The 19,713-nt window shown below is 53.3% G+C and carries 19 protein-coding genes; 12 read left to right on the top strand and 7 right to left on the bottom strand.

Translation table 11 applies throughout. The features are described 5' to 3' along the window. Positions 1-47 precede the first annotated feature (47 nt). Together DBZ16_RS12875 and DBZ16_RS12870 are read left to right on the top strand one after the other, a co-directional pair. A complete protein-coding gene (locus DBZ16_RS12875; protein ID WP_107814277.1) occupies positions 48-1,058 on the top strand; it encodes a hypothetical protein in 1,011 nt (336 codons plus the stop codon). 266 nt (positions 1,059-1,324) lie between these two features. Next, positions 1,325-1,825, top strand: a complete 501-nt coding sequence (locus DBZ16_RS12870; RefSeq protein ID WP_107814276.1) for a hypothetical protein — start codon at positions 1,325-1,327, stop codon at positions 1,823-1,825. Positions 1,826-1,936: 111 nt separating this feature from the next. Here the strand turns inward: DBZ16_RS12870 and DBZ16_RS12865 are convergent, their stop codons facing one another. Both DBZ16_RS12865 and DBZ16_RS12855 read right to left on the bottom strand, forming a co-directional pair. Next, positions 1,937-2,773: a GNAT family N-acetyltransferase gene (locus DBZ16_RS12865; RefSeq protein ID WP_107814275.1), complete on the bottom strand. Its 837-nt coding sequence runs from the start codon at positions 2,771-2,773 to the stop codon at positions 1,937-1,939. A 333-nt stretch (positions 2,774-3,106) separates the two neighbouring features. Beyond that, on the bottom strand, positions 3,107-3,877 hold the full coding sequence (locus DBZ16_RS12855) for a DUF6796 family protein (RefSeq protein WP_107814273.1): 771 nt from the start codon (positions 3,875-3,877) through the stop codon (positions 3,107-3,109). 372 nt (positions 3,878-4,249) lie between these two features. Between DBZ16_RS12855 and DBZ16_RS12850 the strand changes: the two genes are divergently transcribed. From DBZ16_RS12850 to DBZ16_RS12830, 4 genes are all read left to right on the top strand, one after another. Next, entirely contained in the window at positions 4,250-4,633 is a 384-nt protein-coding gene (locus DBZ16_RS12850; RefSeq protein ID WP_107814272.1) for a hypothetical protein, read from the top strand. A 241-nt stretch (positions 4,634-4,874) separates the two neighbouring features. After that, positions 4,875-5,795, top strand: a complete 921-nt coding sequence (pyrB, locus tag DBZ16_RS12840; RefSeq protein WP_003758865.1) for an aspartate carbamoyltransferase — start codon at positions 4,875-4,877, stop codon at positions 5,793-5,795. A 9-nt stretch (positions 5,796-5,804) separates the two neighbouring features. Continuing rightward, positions 5,805-6,263 (top strand): aspartate carbamoyltransferase regulatory subunit, encoded by a 459-nt coding sequence (gene pyrI, locus DBZ16_RS12835; protein ID WP_003758869.1) that lies wholly within the window; start codon positions 5,805-5,807, stop codon positions 6,261-6,263. A 73-nt stretch (positions 6,264-6,336) separates the two neighbouring features. After that, positions 6,337-7,137, top strand: a complete 801-nt coding sequence (locus tag DBZ16_RS12830) for a hypothetical protein (RefSeq protein ID WP_107814271.1) — start codon at positions 6,337-6,339, stop codon at positions 7,135-7,137. A 265-nt stretch (positions 7,138-7,402) separates the two neighbouring features. On the opposite strand, the gene amgK is transcribed toward DBZ16_RS12830, so the two are convergent. Continuing rightward, positions 7,403-8,407 carry an N-acetylmuramate/N-acetylglucosamine kinase AmgK gene (gene amgK, locus DBZ16_RS12825; protein ID WP_107814270.1) on the bottom strand — a complete coding sequence of 335 codons (1,005 nt, stop codon included), beginning with the start codon at positions 8,405-8,407 and terminating at the stop codon, positions 7,403-7,405. 69 nt (positions 8,408-8,476) lie between these two features. Between amgK and DBZ16_RS12820 the strand changes: the two genes are divergently transcribed. The 4 genes from DBZ16_RS12820 (at position 8,477) to DBZ16_RS12805 (ending at position 14,540) form a co-directional block, all read left to right on the top strand. Beyond that, positions 8,477-10,885: an LPS-assembly protein LptD gene (locus DBZ16_RS12820; RefSeq protein ID WP_205836795.1), complete on the top strand. Its 2,409-nt coding sequence runs from the start codon at positions 8,477-8,479 to the stop codon at positions 10,883-10,885. After that, the gene (locus DBZ16_RS12815) at positions 10,882-11,877 is read left to right on the top strand and encodes a peptidylprolyl isomerase (RefSeq protein ID WP_107814268.1); all 996 of its coding nucleotides are present in this window, start codon (positions 10,882-10,884) and stop codon (positions 11,875-11,877) included. Before DBZ16_RS12820 ends, DBZ16_RS12815 begins: the two co-directional genes overlap by 4 nt. Positions 11,878-12,252: 375 nt before the next feature. Further along, positions 12,253-12,993, top strand: coding sequence for a Slam-dependent surface lipoprotein (locus DBZ16_RS12810; RefSeq protein ID WP_107814267.1), 741 nt, complete (start codon positions 12,253-12,255; stop codon positions 12,991-12,993). A gap of 107 nt (positions 12,994-13,100) precedes the next feature. Beyond that, the gene (locus tag DBZ16_RS12805; protein WP_107814266.1) at positions 13,101-14,540 is read left to right on the top strand and encodes a porin family protein; all 1,440 of its coding nucleotides are present in this window, start codon (positions 13,101-13,103) and stop codon (positions 14,538-14,540) included. A gap of 138 nt (positions 14,541-14,678) precedes the next feature. On the opposite strand, the gene DBZ16_RS12800 is transcribed toward DBZ16_RS12805, so the two are convergent. From DBZ16_RS12800 to DBZ16_RS12785, 4 genes are all read right to left on the bottom strand, one after another. Next, entirely contained in the window at positions 14,679-15,308 is a 630-nt protein-coding gene (locus DBZ16_RS12800) for a DUF421 domain-containing protein (protein ID WP_107814265.1), read from the bottom strand. Between the two features lie 12 nt (positions 15,309-15,320). After that, the gene (locus DBZ16_RS12795) at positions 15,321-15,770 is read right to left on the bottom strand and encodes a DUF3290 family protein (protein ID WP_107814264.1); all 450 of its coding nucleotides are present in this window, start codon (positions 15,768-15,770) and stop codon (positions 15,321-15,323) included. 73 nt (positions 15,771-15,843) lie between these two features. Then, positions 15,844-16,599, bottom strand: a complete 756-nt coding sequence (locus DBZ16_RS12790; RefSeq protein ID WP_107814263.1) for a class I SAM-dependent methyltransferase — start codon at positions 16,597-16,599, stop codon at positions 15,844-15,846. A 54-nt stretch (positions 16,600-16,653) separates the two neighbouring features. Then, positions 16,654-16,848, bottom strand: coding sequence for a hypothetical protein (locus DBZ16_RS12785; RefSeq protein WP_107814262.1), 195 nt, complete (start codon positions 16,846-16,848; stop codon positions 16,654-16,656). A 100-nt stretch (positions 16,849-16,948) separates the two neighbouring features. Between DBZ16_RS12785 and DBZ16_RS12780 the strand changes: the two genes are divergently transcribed. Next, positions 16,949-18,172, top strand: coding sequence for an MFS transporter (locus DBZ16_RS12780; protein WP_107814261.1), 1,224 nt, complete (start codon positions 16,949-16,951; stop codon positions 18,170-18,172). A 231-nt stretch (positions 18,173-18,403) separates the two neighbouring features. Continuing rightward, a complete protein-coding gene (gene waaA, locus DBZ16_RS12775; RefSeq protein ID WP_107814260.1) occupies positions 18,404-19,681 on the top strand; it encodes a lipid IV(A) 3-deoxy-D-manno-octulosonic acid transferase in 1,278 nt (425 codons plus the stop codon). Positions 19,682-19,713: the final 32 nt, after the last annotated feature.

Raw genomic sequence — 19,713 nt, 5'->3', positions numbered from 1 at the left:
GCAAACCATAGCAGGCTGGATAGGCAACACCAAAAAAGGAGAAAACCATGAATCTTGGAACGACCCACAAGGCAATCAGTGAGCGGGTTGTAGCAGCTTTGCTCGCTACTCTTTTGCTCGCTCTGATCTCATTAACAGTTCATGCTTCAGACGACAAGGAGAAAATCATGCCGCAGGAAGTAACTTTACAATTGGGCAAAAAAGGGCCGGAAAGCTTCAAACAGGCAGGGGCGGTTGCAGATCACCATACCGCAGGAGAACTGGTCGGCTTTTTAGATTTACAATGGCCGTCGAAACAATTGGGAGCCGTCACCATCCGCCACAGTGGCCATGACCTGACTATCCCGCATACTTTTACCGCCATGGGATCGGTAGGTTCCGAACCTGAGGGAGAGGGAGTAACTGATATTGTTTTAAACAGCGGCATCAGTGCCGGCGAACTTATCCGCCATCGTGAAGCCTATGATTTATGGGTTAAGCTGATGAAGCGGATACAGGACAGTGGTTGGCAACGTTATATTTATTTATCCAGTCCTCGGCTGACAGGTAAAGATGCAATCAGATATTTCCAAGATAAAGAAAATTTTGGCTTGGGTAATATTACCGATCCCGGTGTAGTTCCGGATTTTAATACATGGTATAGCGTTATGATGAAGCGAGGCATGATTGCAACCTTTTATTTGGACGGTGTTGAAATGAGTCTTTCATTTGACTCGACCGTCAACGACCAAGAAGATTTAGACGACATCAATAAAACATTAAGTTTTAACGAATGGGGGCAGTATATGATGAGGATCTCATTTACGACCGCGCGCTACAGCACCCGAAATGACATATACAACACATTTATCCCTGACGGTTATGATATCGATAAACTTCAAAAAGAAATGGATAAAATCAGCTCCAGCCTGCCGGAATACTGGCAACGCTACCGTGACATCGAATTGGCGAATCGCAAAAAAAAGGAAGCCATGCTGGTTAACAAGGGGTATAAAATCGATGAGGGCTATCAGGATCCTGATTTACTACCTTATTTACAGAAAGAACCCAAGTTTTAAAGGGTTAAGACCTTTGCAAAATTCCCCAAAATCCCCAAAATTCCCACCAAGACATTTAGGGGATTTTGGGGAATTTTGCAAAGGTCTCAATAAAATTAGTGTTATGCTGGGGCTAGGTGTGAAAGTGGACGTAGTTAGAGAGTAATAGGCAAAGTAGTGGTTGTCAGCATACCCAAACATAGTAGTAGCAAGATTTATACAAGTGTGGCAAAACCGCTTAAGATAAAGTTTTTTAGAATTTTTTGAATTTGGAACCAATAAATTTCATGACAAAAAAAATTAAACTATACTTCCTTGCACTATTTATTTTTATTATTTATATATGCTTATTAAGTGCATTTAAAATTAAAAAGGTAAAAATAACATCAATTACTGATCCCCAATTCATTTACGTAATAATTGATCATGATAATCGAGATATGATATTTGATCTTAGTATAGGTTTTTATGATAATGGAGCAGTATTGGAAGATATAAATATTTACTGTGCAGGTAGTGAGGAAGAAAAAAAATGTTATTCAGAAATAGAAAATGTAATCAATAAAAAATCAGGTATGCAATTTATTGGAAATAATACTTTAATTTTTGATAGAAATAAATATAGGAATGGTACAGTTTCTATTGCTATAAGGACTACTAGTACTAGAAGGGAAAGTAAGTTTTATTCTTTTTGCTTTGATAGTAATGATAAATTTATTTATGACGATGAGACTAAGCATGAAAATATCGAATTTTTAGGGGTTTGCAATAGAAATTATCCCTTTTAAAATCTGGAAAACTTTATAAAAATCCATTTTAGGGAGTTTAGCAAACGTAAGTTAGGTTAAAAACCCAACTTTAAAAAAGGTCGTCTGAAAACTTTCAGACGACCTTTTCGTTTATTTAGGATCGCAGCGGAAATGGTAGGCGCAGATTTCGAAGCCGTTTTTGAAATACAGGCGGTGCGCATCGACGCGGTCGTGATTGACGTGGACGTTGAGGTGGATTTTGGTGACACCTGTTTCCGCGCCGATTTTGCTGACTTCTGCCAAGAGGCGGGAGGCGTAGCCTTTGCGGCGGCTTTGCGGCAGGGTAACGATGTCGTCGATGTGGATATGGCGGCCGCTGGCGAGGTTGCAGGCTTCGCGGAAGCCGCAGACGGCGACGGCGTTGTGTTTGCCTTCTTCAAAAATGCCTAAGAGGCGATAGCCGGCGGGGCGTTGGATGGTGTTGATTTGCTCGGTGAATTTGCTGATGTCGGTCAATGCGGAACGTAGGACGCTGAGGGCGGCGAAGGCGGTGGATGTGTCTTCGGGCGGGATTTCGCGCAAAATGTATTCTGTGGCGACAGTTTCGGCTTGTGCTTTTTCGGCGGCGTGTTTTTCTTCGATGGCTTGTGCCAGCAGGACGCGTTCGGCCGGCTCGCCTTGTGCTTTGTCTTCCTGTTCTTTCAAAAGTTCTTTGCAGTCGATGATGCGCAAGTCGTTGTCGGCGGCAAAGTCCATCAGGAAACGGAACATCTGCGGATTGTCTTCTTCGAGTTTTTTATCGACGGCGACGCAGCGGACGTTGTCCACCAACATGGGGCGCACCCAGTTGGAGTAGGACAGCCGGTTGTCTTTGGTGAATGAGGACAATATGCCGCACAAGCGTTCTGCCCAGTCGCTGGGACGGAAAATCTTGCCTTTGTTGGTTGTGCCGTGGATCACGACTTCGTAGGGATTGCAGACTAACATGGCGGTTTCCTGTGTAGAGTTTGAAATTAGGGTGAAACCTTTCAAAAACTGCTTTTCGTCTTTGTTTTTTATTGATTTCACAAAAGAATATATTTCGCAATTATACCCTACTGTCCATGCTTCGTGGCGCTTGGGGCCGGAGTCGGATTTTTTGTTTTTTGAAAAACGACAAGGGGTCGTCTGAAAATGGAGCGTCAAATTTCAGACGACCTTTGAGCCGTAGCGGCAATATAATGTGTGATGGGTTTGGGACGAAACGGCGGATTACCTGTATTACAAGCATCGGCACCAAGGCGGATGATTGCCGTCCGGCAAAGGCGGCATCGTTTTATTTCAGCCCGGCTGCATCCCCATTCCCCGCCTGCGGACACACGCCGCCGCACAAACAAAAAACACCAACTGCGCCAGATTAAACGTTGCCCCGCCAAGCGCGGCGGCAACAGGTGATTGCGGAAACAGGCTGCACGAAACCGCAATAACCGTTCCTACCGGCAACGGATTGCACCACGCGGCGGCGCGCGGAAGCAGCGTCCTGCGGCGCAGCGTCTGTACCAGCAACAGCAGCCATCCCGCCGCAATCAAACCGACCGAAGCCATCCAGTGCACCTCCAGCATCCGGTAAAAATGGCGGAACAGCGCAAGCAACGCCGGATAATCGTCCGGCACGGCATTCAGCAGCACCTTGGCAACCATGCCCGTAAAATAAAAACCGGCATGTCCCAAAGGCGACAGCGCATATCCGAAAAACAGCACTGCAAAACCGACCTTGGCCGTGCGCCCGGGCCGCATCAGCCGGTAAACGCCGAATGCCGCCGCCAGATACAGCGCCGCAGAAAACGTCGCCGGCAACACGCCCCACAGCAGCCGCTCGGGCGAGCCGGCCTGCATCAGCACGGCAAAATCCGCCGCCTCGCCCAACTGCGGCGCCAGCGTCTGCGAAAGCAAAGGATAACGTTCCGGCGTCTGCACAAATCCGACCAGCAGCATATCGGCAACAGTCCAGCACACCGCCGCTGCAATTCCCGCCCAAAGCAGCAGAGAAAGTCGGGAAACAGCGATTTCAGACGACCCGCACCTAACGGATGCTTCATTTTGATTTTGCATATCATAGAATCCTGTCGGGGTATTCTCGACAATAAAATAGACTATTAAACAGGAAGATAAGTTCTCAAATTATCGGTACGTCCTATGATGTTTTCACAAAATTTCCGGCAACTGCTTAAATTCATGGGGAATAACATAAGACTGTCTGAAACTATTTCAAATAGCCTTAAATCATTCCGGTAAGTAAAATTCAGACGACCTGCGTCTGATGTTCGTCGCCGTTTCGCCCGCGGATAATGCCCAAACGGTAAACGGTTTCGCCTTCCTGCTTTTTCACGCCTGAAATCCTGCCGTCTTCGTGTTGTTGCCACCACAGAATACTTCATGTAAATTCCCGCCTGCTCCAACAACCTCTATTCCAAAGAAACCACCATGAACAGACAAAAATATACCGCAGCCCTCCTGCTCGCCGCCGCATTCTCTGCTGTACACGCCGAACCGCAAGAAGCATCCTTCCAAGACCAATGCGCCCTGGTCGGACTGATGGCTCAAACCGCCATGGGCGAACGCTTGTCGGGCACGGGCATCGGACAAACCGTCGAAAAAATGAACGAACGCTTTATGGTTGTTGCCAAAAACGATTACAGCCGCTCCTTCATTCAAGGGCTAACCGAGCGCGTGGCGCAAGAAATCTACCACTTTCCGCAATCGGCTTTGAACGCCGTCCCCAAATCCGACTACGCCATCTTCGCCCGAGATACGGGTAAGGCGGAATATCAGCTTTGTATGAAAGCCCTGACGGGCAAAACCGAATAAAGCAGGTCGTCTGAAAAGGATGAAACCCCATTTTTCAGACGACCCCTTTTCACGAAAATCCGAAACCCCACCCCGTCAAATATGCGATAATACCGCCACCTCAAACCGATTTCAGACGACCCATGCGCCTCAACCCCCGCCCCGCCCGTTTTGCCCGTACCGCACGCCGCGGCGCGTTCGTCGTTGTTTCGTAAAACCCCGCCTTAGCGGGGTTTTTGCCGAATTGAAGAAAGGAAGCCGAATGCCCAACCCGCTTTACCGACAACACGTCATCTCCATTTCCGACCTGACGACCGAACAGCTCGAGCTGCTCCTGCAAACCGCCCTCAAGCTCAAAGCCGACCCGCGCGACGACCTGCTCGAAGGCAAACTCATCGGCTCATGCTTTTTCGAACCCTCCACCCGCACGCGCCTGTCGTTTGAAACCGCTGTGCAACGCTTGGGCGGCAAAGTCATCGGCTTTTCCGACGGCGCGAACACCAGCGCGAAAAAAGGCGAAACCCTCGCCGACACCGCCCGCATCATCTCCAGCTACACCGACGCCATCATCCAACGCCACCCCAAAGACGGCGCCGCGCGCGTGTCCGCCGAGTTTTCCAAAGTCCCCGTCATCAACGCCGGCGACGGCACCAACCAACACCCCAGCCAAACCCTGCTCGACCTCGTGACCATCTACGAAACCCAAGGCCGTCTGAACAAGCTCAAAATCGCCATGGCGGGCGACCTCAAATACGGCCGCACTGTCCACTCCCTCTGCCAAGCCCTCAAACGCTGGGACTGCGAATTCGCCTTCGTCTCCCCGCCCAGCCTCGCTATGCCCGAATACATCACCGAAGAACTCGAAGCCGCAGGCTGCCGCTACCAAATCCTGCCCGACCTCGAAGCCGCCGTCGAATGGGCGGACATCCTGTACATGACCCGCGTCCAACGCGAACGCTTCGACGAACAAGAGTTCGCCAAAATCCAAGGCAAATTCAACCTCAACGCCGCCATGCTCGCCAACGCCCGCCCCAACCTGCGCGTGTTGCACCCCCTGCCGCGCGTTGACGAAATCCACCCCGACGTCGATGCCACGCCGCACGCCTACTATTTCGAGCAGGCGACCAACGGCGTTTACGCCCGCATGGCGATTTTATCGCTGGTGTTGAACGAAGAAGTATAAGGAGCAAATATGGAAACCCCCAAACTCAGCGTCGAAGCCATCGAAAAAGGCACCGTCATCGACCACATCCCTGCCGGCAAAGGCCTGATTATCCTGCGCCAATTCAAACTGCTGCACTACGGCAGCGCCGTAACCGTCGGCTTCAACCTGCCCAGCAAAACCCAAGGCAGCAAAGACATCATCAAAATCACCGGCGTATGGCTGGACGACAACGCTGCCAACCGCCTCGCCCTCTTCGCCCCCGAAGCCGTCGTCAACACCATCGACCACTTCAAAGTCATCAACAAACGCCGGCTCACCCTGCCCGACGAAATCGCCGAAGTGTTCCGCTGCCCGAACACCAACTGCGCCAGCCACGGCGAACCGGTGAAAAGCCGCTTCTACGTCCGCAAACAAAGCGGGCAGACCAAGCTCAAATGCCACTACTGCGAAAAAACCTTCAGCCGTGATTCTGTGGCGGAGGCTTAGTTCGGGATAATCAGAACAGATTCGGCTACCGCCCCATCGCCCCTGCCGATACCGTTCTGATAAGGAAACAATCATGAAACACCAGCAAATCTTGGACAAACTGGCCGCCCGTTTCCTCGTACAGGCCTTGGACGAAAGTTTTGCCCGCGCCATGACTTGGGGCATCACAGCGAAAGAGTTTTCGCTTGATCTGCAAAACCAGATATGGCAAAAAATCCTCAGTCGGTGGGATTGCGTGTTACAGGAAGAAGATAAAAAAGAAGTCAGTGCGGCATACAAACAGAAAACCATCCTCGCCATGGCCATTATCGCCCATAAATACGGCTTGAATATCGATGCCATCCTTCCTCAAGCCTTGGCCGCAATAGATGCTTTAAATGCCGCAGTCGAGCTTTCCGACGATTTCGAACGCCGGTCGCCGCAAATCAAAGCATTTTTGCAAACGCCTCCGCAGCCGCTTAAACGCCGTCCAGCCATGCCTGACAATATTACTTTTTTCCGCCCGCAAGACGTCGTCTCTATTCAGTATCAGAAACGGTTTTACGCTGCCTATGTCCACTGCGACACCGGCATCAACGAATGCCCCGTCATAGAGTTTTACGACGGCGTGTTCGACCATGTGCCAAGCTTGGAAGAAGTACAGAAACTGCCTGCCCGCGGCGCACATTATCAAGACGGCAGAGTTCGGATTTCCCGCTATGCCGTGGCGCAAATGAAATACCTGCCCGACCCTGCAAATCAAGTCAAACTGATTGCAGCGGCCGTTGTCCAACCGCCCTCGAGCAAGCATCTGGAAGCATCGATAGGTTTATATCAACTGACAGATATTTTTGCTTTGCAAAAAGCCTTGGAATATTTATTTCGGACAACCTGAACCTGAACTGGGTTTTGGATTGAGTAAACCGTACAAGGCATATACTGAAAAGGTCGTCTGAAAACTTGAAAATCAGGTTTTCAGACGACCTTTTTATAGTGAATAAGGAATTAGCTACGCGAACTCTTATGCCATGTATCCGAAATCCTATCCACAACATCCTCAACAGACAAAGAAAAGACTTAAAGAGGTCGTCTGAAAACCCATTTCAGGATTTTCAGACGACCTCTTTCGTTATCAAGAGTGGCACAAAGCCATCTGTCTTTTAAAACGTAAACCCGGTTTCCAATTCATCGTCGCCGACCAGTTCGACCAACAGCGCGTACAACGGTGCAAGTTCGGTGTAGCGGCGGGAGGTGCGGCGCAGGTAGTTCAAAAAGCGCGGGATTTCGGGGCGGTATTTGTCTTTGCCGTCGCGGTAGTACAGGCGGGCGAAGATGCCGGCGACTTTCAGATGGCGTTGTACGCCCATCCATTCAAACCAGCGGTAAAACTCGTCAAACGCTGCGGGTACGGGCAATTCGGCGGCGCGGGCTTTTTCCCAGTAACGGATGACCAAATCCAAGACGAATTCTTCTTCCCATTCGATAAAGGCGTCGCGCAGGAGGGAAACCAAGTCATAGGAAATCGGGCCGTAGAGTGCGTCTTGGAAGTCGAGTACGCCTGGGCGGTCGGTTGTGAGCATGAGGTTGCGGACGATGAAGTCTCGGTGGACGTACACCTGCGGCTGGGCAAGCAGCGGCGGCAACAGGGTGTCTACGGTTTGCTGCCAAAGCTGGCGTTGTTTGAAGTTGAGTTCGCGTCCGAGTTCTTTGGCGACGAACCATTCGGGGAACAGGTTGATTTCGCGCAGCATGATGTCGCGGTCGTATTCGGGCAATTCGCCTGCGCGGCTGGCTTTTTGCAGCTCGACCAGTTCGTCTATGGCTTCAAGCAACAGGACTTTGTGTGCATCCTCGCTTTGCTCTTGCTGCATGGCGGTCAGGAAAGTGGTGCTTCCCAAGTCGTTGAGCACCATAAATCCTTGTGCTTCGTCCACATGCAATACTTGGGGAACGTTAAGCATATTGAAAAGTTTTTGCACTTTTAGGTAAGGAGCGACGCTCATTTTATCGGGCGGCGCGTCCATGCAGATGACGGTCTTGCCGTCGGCAAACGTAGCGCGGAAGTAGCGTCGGAAGTCGGCATCGGCGGCGGCGAAGCTCAATTCGAAGTTTTTTTCGGGATAGACGGCGTGCAGCCAATTTTGTAATTCGGTTTGTCGTTGCATAGCGGTGTCGCGGATTTTCAGGTTAAAATAACCGCTATTCTAACTGGCAAACCGATTTAAGGGGCGATTTTGGCTCGTTTATTTTCACTCAAACCATTGGTTTTGGCGTTAAGCGTCGGCTTCGGCGCGGGAGGGGCATATGCGCAAAATGCATCTTTGCCGCAACCTGCCGATTACGAGCCGGTAAAGACCACCCCGCCTGCGGTTCAAAGCGTGGAGAACCATCGTCCGACCGATCAGGATAAATTGTCCTTGGGCGATACCTGCCTGTTTTGCCAGCATCAGGCTTCCGAAGCAAACAAGCAGCCTGAAATCAAACGCAGCGGTGAAGAACCCCTACCGCAGGATTACACCCGCGTGATTGCGGACAAGGTTGCCGGACAGTCGAAAGTCGCCGTCCGTGCCGAAGGCGATGTCATCATCGAGCGCAATCAGGAAGTGTTGAACGCCGATTGGGCAGATTACGACCAAATCAGCGATACCGTCAGGGCGGGCGACCGCTTTAAGCTGCATCAAGACGGCTCGACCGTCAGCGGCGATACTTTGGTGTACAACCTGAAAGACAATACCGGCTCGAGCGAATATGTCCGCGTCGATGCCGAAAAAGACGGCCGCCACCTCCAAAGCGTCAGCGAAAAGGCGGAAATGAAAGGCAAAGGGCTGTACAAGCTCATCAATACCAAATTCAATACCTGCTCGCCCGGCGATGCGAGTTGGTTCATCAAAGCGAAAAGCATCGAAACCGATCAAGAAACGGGCATAGGCGTGGCAAAAGACGCATCGCTGGTGTTCGGCGGCGTTCCCGTACTTTATACGCCTTGGGCGGATTTCCCGCTCAACGGCCATCGCAAGAGCGGTCTGTTGGTGCCGACCTTGTCAACCGGTTCGGACGGTTTGGAACTCGCCCTTCCCTATTATTTCAACCTCGCCCCCAACTTGGACGCCACCTTCCGCCCCGGCATCATCAGCTCGCGCGGCGTGCAGCTTGGCGGACAGGTCCGCTATCTCGAGCCGAAATTTAACGGCATCATTGACGGCGATTGGATGCCGCACGATAAAAAACGCCATGAAAACAACCGCTATCAAATCAAGTTTGACCACAACCACCAACTGACCGACAAACTCAGCGGCGGCATCAACTTCAATCAGGTTTCAGACGACAATTACTACCGCGATTTCTACGGACGCGAGGACATTGCCAGCAACGTCAACCTCAACCGCCAACTGTGGCTGAACTACGGCGACAATATCTGGGGCGGCTCTTTTGACGGTGCGCTGAACGTACAGAAATACCAAACCCTTGCCAACCAAAACGGTTACAAAGACGAACCCTACGCCATCATGCCGCGCCTGACCGGACGTTGGCAGAAAACCATAGGCAAGGCGAATATCAACGTATTCAGTCAGTTCACCCGTTTCGTCCACGACAGCAAACAAGACGGCAGCCGTACCGTGCTGTATCCCAGCGTCCGTTGGGACTTCAACAACCAATGGGGCTATATCCGTCCGAAAATCGGCGTACACGCGACTTATTACGACTTAGGCTCGTTCGGCAACCAATCCGGCCGCCGCGTCAGCCGCGTATTGCCGATATTCAACGTCGATACCGGCATGACCTTCGAGCGCAACGCCAATGTGTTCGGCAACGCCTATCTGCAAACCCTCGAACCGCGCCTGTTCTACAACTACATTCCGACCAAGTCCCAAAACGACTTACCCAATTTCGACACCTCGGAAAACAGCTTCTCTTATAACCAGCTTTTCCGTGAAAACTTATACGTCGGCAACGACCGCATCAATTCCGCCAACAGCCTGACCGCCGCCGTGCAAACCCGCTTCCTCGACCCGAACAACGGTGCCGAGCTGTTCCGCGCCGGTATCGGACAGAAGTTTTATTTCAAAAACGACAAGGTGTTGTTGGATGGCAGCGTCGGCCGTTATGAACGCAGCCAATCCGACTGGGTCGGCTTTGCGCACGGCAAACTGAGCAACAACATCCACGCTGGATTCGATGTCCACTACAACCAAAACGAAAGCCGTGCCGAAAGCTACGCCGCGACCATCCGCTACAATCCCGAGCCGGGCAAAGTATTGAGCGCGCGTTACAAATACGGACGCAACGAACGCATTTACCTGCAATCCGACGGCAACTATTTCTACGACAAAATCCGCCAAGTCGATTTGGCGGCGCAATGGCCCATCCGTAAAAACCTTTACGCCGTTGCACGTTACAACTACGAAATCCAAGCCAAGAAACCGCTCGAAATCTTGGTTGGCGCAGAATACAAAAGCGATTGCGGCTGCTGGAGCGCAAGCCTCGTCGGACAACGCTACGTGACCGGCGAAAACAGCCGCAAAAACGCCGTATTCTTCAATCTCCAACTTAAAGACCTGAGCAATCTCGGCAACAATCCATTTGAAAAACTGCGCTTGGCCATTCCCGGCTACAGCAAAACCAACGAGGTAGTTACCCCATGAACGTCAAACCCCTGATTCTTGCCGCCGCACTCGGTCTGGCATTGAACGCACACGCCGCGCCCAAAGCCCCATCCAAAGGCAAGCCGGTCAAAACGCAGAAAGCAGCAAAACAGGCAGCGGCAGCCATGCCCGCCGATTCGGGCGCAGTACGCCTGTCCGACGGCATTGCCGCCATTGCCGACAACGAAGTCATTACACAACGCCAACTTGCACATGCCATTGCCGAAGCGCGCCAACACCTTCCTAAAGGCACGCAAATCAGCGAAGACGAACTCCGCCAGCAAGTCTTGGCGCAATTGGTCAACCAATCCCTGATTGTTCAAGCGGGCAAACGCCGCAACATTCAAGCGACCGATGCCGAAATCGATGCCGTCATCGCCCAAACGCCGTCCTTGAAAAATCCGTCCGCACACACCCGCCGCGAAATCGCCGACACCATCATTATGGAAAAAGTGCGCCAGCAGGCGGTCATGCAAAACAGCCGTGTCAGCGATGCCGAAGTCAACAGCTTCATCGAACGCGCGCGCCAACAAGGCGTTGCCCTGCCCGAAGGCGAGCCGATGCGCCAATACAATGCGCAACATATCCTGATTAAAGCCGACAACGAAAACGCTGCGGCAGGCGCGGAAAGCACCATCCGCAAAATCTACGCACAAGCCCGCAGCGGCGCTGACTTTGCCGGTTTGGCGCGCCAATATTCGCAAGACGGCAGCGCGAGCAGCGGCGGTGATTTGGGTTGGTTCGCCGACGGCATGATGGTTGCGCCGTTTGAAGAAGCTGTCCACAAGCTCAAACCCGGTCAAGTCAGCCAACCTGTCCGCACACAATTCGGCTGGCACATCATCAAGCTGAACGACGTCCGTGATGCCGGTACGCCCGAAGAGCGTCAACGCAACGCCGTACGCCAATACATGTCCGAGCAAAAAGCCCAACAAGCGACAACCAACCTGCTGCGCGACCTGCACTCAGGCGCGTATGTCAACATCCGCTAATAATGTTGCCGAAAAAGGTCGTCTGAAAAGTTTCAGACGACCTTTTTTTTTTTATATCAACCTTTTCTCTCATACACCACCGCGCTCGCAAATTAAATACCCTTAACGGCAAAACAACCGAATCACGGGAAATTCAACGGGACAACACCAGACGCCGCACCAATTCCAAATACATCTTAACCAAAAATAAATATTCTTATCTCATTAAGACACTCCCTAAGACATCCGCTAATTCTCCTCTAACATTCCCCCTCTAGAATGATGTTCAAGAAAAAAGAAAAACAAGTCTCCTCACATAACGAACGATAGTCTGCTCACACTGACACCGACGGAACATTATTTTCCCAACCATCGTTTTCCCCTAAGGAGCGTATCATGAAACTGAATCTGCAAAAAACCACCGCTGCTGTTTTGGCTGTTTTGTTCAGCGCAGGCGTATTTGCCGCCAACGATTACCACAACCCGTTTGATTATGGTTACAAAAACCACAAATACGGCAAAAAATGGGGCAAACCCGCATCTGAAGCCGAAGGCGAAAAAGTGATGAAACACGCTGCCTACCGTTCAGGCGTGTACTACACCAACGTCAACCGCATGCCCGGCAATGTAGACCGCAACGGCGTGAAAACCGTACAGGTTAACGACGCATACACCCGTCAAAACCTCGGTCGCTATGCGTTCAACACCATCAAGAGCGGCGGCTCTGAAGTGTACTACGGCGAGTGGGTCGGCAAAGAATACGCTAAAGGCACCAACCGCGGCGTTTTCTACTCTGGCGACAAACGCGCTACCTCTATGCCGGTATCAGGCGTAGCCAACTACGCAGTTAAAGGTATCAACAACTACACCGGCAACAACCCGATGGTCGGTACTTTGCGCGCAGACTTCGGTCAACGCGTCTTGGCAGGTTCTATGAAAAACAACGCTGTACAGATGGACATCCATTCCCGCATCAAACCGTCCAGCGCATCGTTTGAAGGCTACGCCCGCGCCAACGGCCACTTCGGTAAAACCGAAGGCCACTTCTTCGGTCACAACGCAAGCGCGCTGGCCGGTGTTGCCAAATTTAAAACCGACCGCAACTTGGATACGGCATACGGCGGTGTGAAACGCTAAAATCCGTAGTTAAGTAACATAAAGCCTGCTTCACGCAGGCTTTTTTAAACACCAGCCCGCCAACCTTCTCAAGGTCGTCTGAAACCGCCGACCGGAAAGCCGACACCATGTACAAACCGTCTGCCTGCCTTATCCTGTTTCTCGCCGCCCCCGTCCTTGCCGCGCCCCGTCCTGACTTTTCAGACGACCGTACCGCGCAACGCCTGTGGCAGGACACCCGCCAAACCATGCAGGAGCAGGAACAAAAAGTGCGCGAATACCGCCTCGACATTCCCGCCGAACACATCGGGCAGACAGCCGAAACCGATCCCGAAGCCGACCAAGGAGAAGCCCTGTTCAACGCCGTCAACCGCAGCGACTGGCAAACCGTACGCCCGCTGCTCGAGCGTTATACCCAGCAAACCGAATACGACCCCGACATCGCCCTCTTTGCCCGCGCCTCGCTCGCCCGCGGCGAAGGCAGGTGGAAAGATGCCAAACAAGACTACGAAACCCTGCTGCAACGCCACCCCGACTTCACGCGCGGACGGCTCGATTACGCCCGCCTGCTCTTTGAAGGTCGTCTGAACCGCGAAGCCACTTCCGAATTTATGCGCCTGCAAAACGAAGACCTGCCCGAAGCCGTCAAAGAAAACATCGGCCATTTCCGCGACTCTCTAAACCAACGCCAAAGCTGGCAGGGCAGCCTTTCCGTCGGCGCCGTCCACAACAGCAACATCAACGAAGCCAGCGGCGAAGTATGGTGTAAAACCGAAATCGACGGCGAATGCTGGGAAGAATTTTCAGGCGACCAGCCCATTTCCGCCAACGGCATCAAATACGAAGCCGCCGCCGTCCGCCGCTGGCAGATTAAAGGGCATCACGGCATCGCCGCCCGCGCGCTCGGCTACGGCCGCTTCTACCGCGACCATAAAGACTTCAACGAACACACGCTCAACCTCAGCGCAGGCTACCAGTTTGAAAACCACCGCCACACCTTCGCCCTCGCCCCGCTCGTCGAATGGAACGGCAGCGGCGGCAAAACCCTCAACCGCGCCTACGGCGTGCGCAGCGAGTGGAACCTCGACAAAGGCAACTGGACGTGGAACACCGAAGCCGAGTGGAAACACCTCTCCTATTCCGACAAAACCCGCCTGCTTGACGGCAACCTCATCTCCGTTTACAACACCCTGTCCTATTTCCCGCGCAACGACCTCATGCTCTACGGCGGCATAGACTGGCAGCAGCGCAAAGCCAAAGAACCGGTGGACAGCTACCGCCTCATCTCCGCACGGCTGGGCGCGGCAAAAATGTTTGAAGCCGGCTTCGATGCCTCCGCCTCCGCCACCTTCGGCATCCGCAGCCACCGCGAAGAAAACGCCGTACTCGAACAACGCCGCCGCGACAAAGAACAAACCTACCGCCTCAGCATAGGTGCAGACCGCTGGAAATTCGCCGGCATGAAGCCCGTCCTCAGCTACAAACACCGCCGCGTCCACGGCAACACCGACTGGCTGTACAGCTACAAGCAAAACGAAGTCGGTCTGTCGCTGGTGAAATCGTTCTAACGCAGGACGCAGAAACGCAAAGGTCGTCTGAAATTCAGTTTTCAGACGACCTTTTTTCTTTTGGCTCTATTCGAGCATTGGATTGAAGATTGGTTTATTGCAAACAACCTTACCCAAACACGGCTTTCATTTTCACAATCAAGGATAAGGGTGTGCCACCAATTTCCCGTCGATGTATTCGCCGATATAGACTTTCGAGGCATCAAGATGGAGGCGGTCAAGTTCCTGCTTCAGCCACTCGTCGTCGCGTTTGATGATTTCTAAGATGTCATGGTCGATTTGCCCGTCGGTAATCAGGGGGTAACGCAAGCTTTCGTCGCCGTATTGGATAACGGTAAGCTGCCCGTTTTGCTCCATGACGGCGCGCTTGACGGCGGCAATTTCGTAGATGCCGGCGGCGCGGAGTTTGAACATGAGGTCGTGCGCGCTGATGCCGTTTTTCATACATTCTTCTGCTTGGACTTCGCCGTTGACGATGATCCAAACGGATTTACCGTCAATCACGGATTTGACCCAGCGGTTGTGGTTTTTGATGAATTTCAGGCTTAAGACCAACAACGTCCACAAAATCAGCACGAGGAAAAATTGCAATAGGCCGACGCTGTCGCTGTAAATCACGCCACCGATGATGCCGCCGAGTACATAGTTTTGCACTTGGTCCATGGCGGAGGTCGGCGCGAGGTTGCCTTTACCTAAGAGGTTGATTTGCAGAACCAAACCTAAAATGCCCATAAGGAGTTTGAGAGCAAGGAGAGAGTATGCTTCCATGAGTGTGTCCTGTTATTCTTTATCGATGAGTTCGATATTGTTGTTGACCAGATTGATGGGCGTGAGCGTGTAGGCAGAAAAGTCTTGATTGAAATGGACTTCGTAGTATTGTTTTTTGATGCCGACGATCATACCGTTGTATAGGTGCGTGCTGTTGACGCTGATGTCGGGTTTTTCCACTTTTTGGTTTTCAATCAAAGCATTGAGAAACCCGACCATGCGCGAGGTGTCGGCAGCGAAGTTTTGGCGTTCGCTGTATGAGAGATATTGAATGCCGCTGATGAGGATGAGCAGAAGCAGGGCAATGATGCTCAGGTCGCGGTATTTGGTGTCCATGCGGTGGCGCAGGTATTGCGATACGGCGAGCAGTAGGACGACGAGCGCGGCGAAAATCAGGACGTATTTCAAGTAGTCGTTGAAATACATATGGTTTTCAAGATAGAAATGGGTAAAGAATTTCATGATTTTCAAGTCAGTTGGAAGGAATAAAGGTCGTCTGAAAACCAGTTTTCAGACGACCTTTTCGTATTTTGAACTACGCCTCATCTTTAACAGGATGGTCGGGCAAGTATACATCAAAGCGGGTGCTTTTGCCCGTGTATTGGTAGGCGGGTTTTTCGGCGTTGAGAAACTCGCCGAGGCGCGGGCGTTTGACGACGACGCGTTTTTTAGCGACGGCGCGGGCGGCGGCAAGCAGCTCGGCTTCTTCTTGGGAGGCACCGACGACGCTGTGGAAATACGCCATTTCTTTTTTGACGGCGGCGGATTTTTGGCGTTCGGGGTACATGGGGTCGAGGTACACGATATCGGGGCGCGATTGGGCGGCGAGTTCCCGCATCAACTCGATGGCGTCGCCGTGACGGAAGGTAATGCGGCGGGCAATGTCTTGAATTTCAGGCTCTTGCAGCGCGCGTTCGAGACCGTCGGCGAGCAGGCAGGCGACGGCGGGATGCTGCTCGAAAGTGTGGACGTTCAAACCGAGCGAGGCGAGGACGAAGCTGTCGCGCCCGAGTCCGCCGGTGCCATCCCAAACGGTCGGTTTGGTTGTGTGGTTGACCGCCTTGGCAATCAGCTCGCCGCCGCCTTTGGTGCGACGGTATTGGACTGCACCGCCGCCGAAATCGACGCGGACGCGCCCCTTCTCCCCCGCGCGGCACAAGCTGACACCCTCCGCATCGGCAAGCAGGTATTCGCCGCTGTCGGGCAGGTCGGACAAAATCGGAAGCTGGAATTGCCGCGCCAAAAGGCGGGCGTGTTCGGTGGCGGTGTCGGCGAGATAAATGGGCGTCATGGCGATTGCGGGTCGGGGTCGTCTGAAAAGGGCGGATTATATAGTGAATGCACTTTAAGCCGATACGGCTTCATCAATACGGATTTTATCCGTTCTTGGAACAAAGGTCGTCTGAAAATCGGATTTCGGGTTTTCAGACGACCTTTGTCGTTCTTTACGCACTGAATTTCCGTCCACATTCCACGTCCTGCCTTGCGGATAAAGGGGAACGGTCAATGCGGCGCGGATAGAGGTTTTGGCTATATCCAAAGCATCAGGAGTTATTTAGCCGATATCAACCTAATTTGCTAGAATCCGTCGTTTTGTCGGTTGATTGAACGGCATTTTCCAATAGAAACAAACCATAACCATGACTCACACACAGCAAAAATCCCCCAACCTTTGGCTGGTGACCGCCGCTGCCGCCGCCATCCTGCTGATTACCATCGGCATGCGCATGACTTTGGGACTGTTTGTCCGTCCCGTCGTCGACTCTACTGAGCTGAGTATCCAAGAGTTCAGCCTGATTATTGCCGTTTTCCAATTGATGTGGGGCGTGTCCCAGCCGCTTTCCGGCGCGCTTGCCGACCGCTTCGGCGCGTTTAAGGTTTTGGGCGGCGGCGCGTTGCTGTTGGTTTGTGCCTGCCTGATGGTGCCGCAGATGCCGACTTATTGGGGGCTGATGCTGGCAATCGGGCTGCTTTTTGCATTCGGAACGGGCGCGGGCGGTTTCTCCATCATCATGGGGCAGGTCGCGGCGAAAGTGCCGCCGCACAAACGCGGTTTGGCTTCGGGTCTGGTCAACGCAGGCGGTTCGGCGGGGCAGTTTCTGTTTGCGCCGCTGGTGCAGGGTTTGCTGGTGTTGCCCGCCGTCGGCTGGACGGGGACGTTTTATGTTTGGGGTGGGATTGCGCTTTTAATCCTGCCGATTTCGTGGTGGCTGGCGGGCAGCAAAAACGCTGTCGCCACGCACCACACGTCGTCTGAAAACGGGCAATCGCTGGGGCAGGCAGTCAAAGCGGCGTTTAAAGACCGCAGCTACATCCTGCTGCACTTAGGCTTTTTTACCTGCGGTTTCCACATTGCGTTTTTGGTGACCCACCTGCCCAACGAAATCGCGCTCTGCGGCCTGCCCGCTTCGGTCGCTTCGACTTCGATTGCGATTATCGGCTTGGCGAACATCGCGGGCTGCATTTTTTCGGGCTGGTGTACGGGGCGGTCTTTGGGCAAATACGTTTTGTTCGGACTCTACGCCTCGCGCGTAGCGATGGTGCTGATATACCTTACCGCCCCGAGAACCGACGTCAATTTCTACATTTTCGCCGCCGCGCTGGGCTTCACTTGGCTCGCCACCGTCGCCCCGACTGCCGCGATTACGGGCAAACTGTTCGGCACGCGCTATTTGGCGACGCTGTTCGGGCTGACGATGTTGAGCCACCAAATCGGCGGCTTTTTAGGTTCGTATATCGGCGGCATCGTGATTTACCGGTTCAACGATTACGGCTGGATGTGGTATGCCGACGCGGTGTTGGCGGGGACGGCGGCTTTGCTGAACTTGCCGATACGCGAGAAAAAACTGGTGCAAACCGCTTAAACACCAAGCCAAGACAGGTCGTCTGAAAACGGAAAAACGGTTTTCAGACGACCTTTTCCCATCATTACATCAAGTCAGGTTCAAAAGAGGCATGGGCGAAGCGGTAAAATCGGCTAGAATAGGTCTGGGAAACAGGAGATTCGACAACGGAACGTTTTCGCCCTCAACCGTTGAATCAGCCCCGCCGCGCACCGTCCGCCACCCCGTCCCTACCGTTTTCGAGTGGAATACATGAATCGTTGGTTTTACACGCAATTATGGCGCATCGCGCCGCCGCTTATCCGCCGCTATCTCAAAAAGCGCGCCGTCAAATCGCCCGCCTACCTCTACCATTGGGGCGAGCGTTTCGGCGAGCCGTTTGACCGGCCTGTGCAGCATCCGATTTGGGTGCATGCCGTATCGGTCGGCGAAACCCGCGCCGCGCAGCCTTTGGTGGAAGCGCTGCGCCGCCATTTCCCCGACGCGCCGCTGCTCATGACCCAAATGACGCCGACCGGACGCGCCGCCGCAAAAGAACTGTTCCCCGACGCGCAATGCCGTTACCTGCCTTACGACAAACCCGAATGGGTCGCCCAATTCCTGAAGGAACACCGCCCCCTGTTCGGCGTGCTGATGGAAACGGAAATCTGGCCCAACCTCATGCACGCCTGCGCCGACGCACACGTCCCCCTGTTTCTCGCCAACGCCCGCCTGTCTGAAAAATCGCAGCGCGGCTATTTGAAAATCCGCAACCTGTTCGAGCCTGCGCTGCAAACCTTAAGCGGCTGTTTCGCGCAAACCGCCGAAGACGCGGAGCGGCTGCACTTGATCGGCGCGTCCAACGTCCATGTCTGCGGCAACACCAAATACGATATTTCCCCGCCCGAACGGATGCGCGCGCTGGCGGCGGCCTTCCGCGAACGCATAGGCACGCGCCCCGTCGCCGTCTGCGCCAGCACCCGCTTTTACAAAGACCAAGACGAAGCGGCGCTCTTGCTCGAAGCATGGAAAAAATATACCGGCGATGCCTTGCTGGTCGTCGTTCCGCGCCATCCGGAGCGTTTTCAGACGACCTTTGAAACGGCGCAGGCATTGGGTTATACCGTTCAAAAACGCAGCGACAACCTGCCGGTTTCCCGGCAAACCCAAGTCTGGGTGGGCGACAGCATGGGCGAACTCTTTGCCTACTACCTCAGTTCGGATGTCGCCTTTGTCGGCGGCAGCCTCGTGGACAGCGGCTGTCAAAACATCATCGAGCCGATAGCCTGCGGCATTCCGACCGTGTTCGGCTTTTCCACCTACAACTTTGCCGCCGCCTGCCGCAGCGCGTTGGAAGCCCAAGCGGCGGTGCAGGTGCAGAATGCGGACGAATGGCGCACCTTCGTCTCAGCCTGTTTGGAAAACCCGAGCGAACGCAGCCATTTCGCCCAACAGGCGGCACGCTTTGTCGCCGGCCATCAAGGTGCCAGCCGTCGGATGGCGGACGAAATCGCCGCGTCTGTGCGCCATCTGACGTGCAAAGAGGCGTAAGGACAAACCTGCCTTCCCCCAAACGAAAGGTC

The sequence above is a fragment of the Neisseria sicca genome (genome assembly GCF_003044565.1).
In the GTDB taxonomy this organism is placed as follows: Bacteria; Pseudomonadota; Gammaproteobacteria; order Burkholderiales; family Neisseriaceae; genus Neisseria; species Neisseria sicca_A.
This window is presented reverse-complemented; position numbering and strand designations above follow the sequence as displayed.